Origin of the sequence: Gemmatimonas sp., assembly GCF_044345575.1 — a bacterium.
Lineage (GTDB): Bacteria > Gemmatimonadota > Gemmatimonadetes > Gemmatimonadales > Gemmatimonadaceae > Gemmatimonas.
This window is the reverse complement of record NZ_JBIJAW010000329.1, coordinates 1-3,622: the sequence shown is the minus strand read 5'-3', so window position 1 is coordinate 3,622 and position 3,622 is coordinate 1. Positions and strand designations below refer to the sequence as shown.

The 3,622-nt window shown below is 66.9% G+C and carries 2 protein-coding genes; both read left to right on the top strand.

All coding sequences use genetic code 11. The annotated features are described in order from the left end of the window. Window positions 1-189 precede the first annotated feature (189 nt). Window positions 190-1,095: a hypothetical protein gene (locus tag ACIQ6O_RS14520; RefSeq protein WP_396208497.1), complete on the top strand. Its 906-nt coding sequence runs from the start codon at window positions 190-192 to the stop codon at window positions 1,093-1,095. Window positions 1,096-1,393: 298 nt separating this feature from the next. Then, window positions 1,394-3,622, top strand: a 2,229-nt coding sequence (locus ACIQ6O_RS14515) for a Tex family protein (protein WP_396208496.1), incomplete at its 3' end; no start/stop codon positions are given.

The window sequence follows — 3,622 nt, the reverse complement described above, 5'->3', positions numbered from 1 at the left end:
TTGGGCGTGGCGGCGGTAGCAGACGAGGTCACGGGGTCGCGGTCCGGAAATGGGGTGGGCACGGGCTCCGCGTAATGCTCTGGGACGGGTTGGTCGCTGTCCAGTACGTGGCGTGACATACTTCTACTCATGCTCCAACGCCTCGTATCTCGTAGGCCCCGACTCCGGCGCTGTCTGTCTGCGGTGCCGATGCTGCTGCTCGCCGCGTGCGATCGGTCGTCGTCGGCCGGCGGCGATGACTCGGCCGCGGGGGCAGCTGGTACCGCGCGCTCGGATCGTGCGGCCGCCTCCGCGAGTGCCAGCGGCTGGGATGTTGCGGCTGGCCCCTTCGTGGTGCTCCCTACGGTGGACGGCGGTATGGTAGCCGGGTCGCTGTTGCTGCCGGAGGCTGCAGACAGCGCGGTGGGGGACACGACGGGGATCGGCGCACTCATGGGTGACGGCCGGCTCGAGCTCTTCGCGCGCGGCGGCCGCGTGAGCGTGGCTCGACTCTCCGTGGAGAGCGCCCCATCCACCGATGTGGGCTGCACGGCCTGGCCGGTGGCGCGCCTTGCCGTGGACCCCGGCGTGACGGTGCAGCCGTGGACCGCTGCCTTCGCCGCGGGACGCGTCACGGCCATTCCGCTCGATTCCATCGAGGGCATGGCGCCGCGCGACTCGGCGGCGCTCGCCGCGAATCTCACCCGGCTCGCGTCACGCCTGCCCGACGATTCGAGTGCGACCTTTCGCGGGCTCCCCTTCGTCGTGCTGCGCGCCTGGCGGGCGCGCGAGACTGACAGCGCGTTCGTCGTCGCGGTGCTCGCGCGCCGGGTGAATCAGGAGGACGATCCCAAGGAGGAACGGATCGTGATGGTGGTGGATGCGCTCGGCACTGACGTGGCAGCGTGGCGTGTGGGCTGGCACGAGCGCGCGTCGGGACATGAGGAAGAACTCGTGGTCGCCGAACCGCTGCTCGCCTTCCGCGCGACGGGTGCGCGCGATGTGCGCCTTCTGTTCGGCCGAGATGATGGCGTGGCGCTTGGGGCGGCGGTGCTCGTGCGGCGGGGAGGAGAGTGGAAGGTGCTGTGGGAAAGTGCGATTGCGGGGTGTGGGTAACAGCGGCCGAGCGTGGCATGTTGTGACCGCGCGTGATCGCGTGTGTGACTGACAGCCGCCCCGTTCAATGTTGAGGGTCGTGTGTAGAGGGTCGTGAGTGGGTGTTGCACCAACCCACAACCCTCAACGCCCTACTCTAGACCCTGAACAGGCGTGCCGTCAGTCGCACACACCCAATCATCGGACCGCGTCCCCCCAGTCGCGACCCCCCCGCTCTTTCCCTCGCGATTTCCATACCTGCTGTCGCCGTTCCGCAAGCCCTCCAATTCCAGTCTCTGCGCACATAGTATCCGCGCCTATGACTGCCCCCACCCTCGATATGCTTGCCCCCGCCCTCGTGGCGCGCGTGGCGACCGAATTGTCGCTGAACGTCCAGCAGGTTCAGCGGACCCTTGCCCTCTTTGGAGAGGGCGCCACACTCCCCTTCATCGCCCGCTACCGCAAGGAAATGACCGGCGGGCTCGACGAAGTGCAGCTCCGCGACGTTCGTGAGCGCGCCGAGTATCTGAAGGAGATGGAAGACCGCCGTGCGGCCATCATCAAGAGCATCGATGAACAGGGCAAGCTCGACGACACGCTCAAGGCCGCCATCATGGCGGCCGATACGAAGCAGGCGCTCGAAGACCTCTATCTGCCCTTCAAGCCCAAGCGCCGGACACGCGCCATGATTGCGCGGGAGCGCGGGCTCGGACCGCTGGCCGAGGCGCTGTTCGACGGCGGCCTCGACGATGCGGCCGCGCTCGCCAAGGCGGCCGAGTTCATTCTGCCCGAAGCGGATGGCAAGCCGAGCGAAGTGCCCACGGCTGAAGCGGCGCTGCAGGGCGCGCGTGACATTCTCGCCGAGCAGATCGCCGAAGATGCCGTGATCCGCGGCTGGGTGCGCGAAATCACGCGCGCCAAGGGCGTGGTGAAGAGCAGCGTGCTCGCGGAGAAGAAGAGCGACGAATCCAAGTTCAAGGATTACTTCGAATTCTCCGAATCGCTCGGCACGATTCCCAGCCATCGCATGCTCGCCATCCGTCGTGGCGAGACCGAAGGGGAACTGCTGTGGCGCATCGAGGCGCCGGTGGAAGAGATCAACGCGCGTCTCTTGAGCGAAGTGGGGGCGGGGAAGAAGGCGCAGCAGCAGTTCACGCTCGTGTGCGCCGACGCGTACAAGCGCCTGCTCTCGCCGGCCATCGAAGTGGAACTGCGCGTGGAGCTCAAGACGCGCGCCGACGACGAAGCCATCACCATCTTCGGTCGCAATCTCGAGCAGCTGCTGCTGGCGAGCCCCGCGGGTGAAAAGAAGGTGATCGGTCTCGACCCTGGCTTCCGCACCGGTGTGAAGGTGGCGGTGGTGAGCGCCACGGGTGCACTCGTGCACACCGACACGCTCTATCTGCACCAGGAAGACCGCTTCGCCGGCGCGGTGCGCGCCATGGTGGACCGCTTCAAGCCGGAGCTCATCGCCATCGGCAACGGCACGGCCAGCCGTGAGACCGAAACGCTCACCAAGGCCGCGCTGCGCGAATTGGACGAACCGCGCCCGGTGGTGGTGGTGGTGAACGAAGCTGGCGCCTCCGTGTACAGCGCCAGCGATCTCGCGCGTTCGGAGTTCCCGGAGCTCGACGTGTCGCTGCGTGGCGCGGTGAGCATCGCGCGCCGCCTGCAGGACCCGCTCGCGGAGCTCGTGAAGATCGACCCCAAGAGCATCGGCGTGGGGCAGTATCAGCACGACGTCAATCAGACGAAGCTCAAGCAGCGTCTCGACGAAACGGTGGAAAGCGCCGTGAACCGCGTTGGTGTCGAGATCAACACCGCGTCGCCCGCGCTCCTCGGCTACGTGGCCGGTATTGGCCCGAGTCTCGCGCAGGCCATCGTGTCACTGCGCGACAGCAAGGGTGGTTTCAAGAGCCGCGGTGATCTCAAGGACGTGCCGCGTCTTGGCGCGAAGGCGTTCGAACAGGCCGCTGGCTTCTTGCGCGTGCGTGGTGGTGCGCATCCGCTCGACGCGAGCGCGGTGCACCCCGAGCGCTACGCGCTGGTGGAGCGCATGGCGCAGGACCTCGGCGTGAACGTGGCCGAGTTCATCGGCAACGATGCACTCGTGGATCGTATCGACCTCCGGAAGTACGTGAGCGGCGATGTGGGGATGCCCACGCTCGTGGACATCGCGGCCGAGCTCAAGAAGCCGGGGCGTGACCCGCGTGCCGCGTTCGAGCCGCCCGCATTCCGCGAGGACATTCAGAAGCCCAGCGATCTACTGCCGGGTATGGTGTTGGAAGGCGTGGTGACCAACATCGTGGCGTTCGGTGTGTTCGTGGACATCGGCGTGCACCAGGATGGGCTCGTGCACGTGAGCCAGATCGCCGATCGCTACGTGAAGGATCCGAACGATGTGGTGAAGGTGGGGATGAAGGTGAAGGTCACCGTGCAGAGCGTGGACCTGCCGCGCAATCGCATCGCACTGAGCATGCGCAGCGATGGTGGTATGGGGCCCAAGGGTGGGAGTGCCGAAGGCGGAACGCGTCGCGACGTGGAGCAG

Excerpts from the sequence above, each read along its gene's own strand:
- ACIQ6O_RS14520 (WP_396208497.1), top strand. The coding sequence starts at position 190 with ATGCTGCTGCTCGCCGCGTGCGATCGGTCGTCGTCGGCCGGCGGCGAT.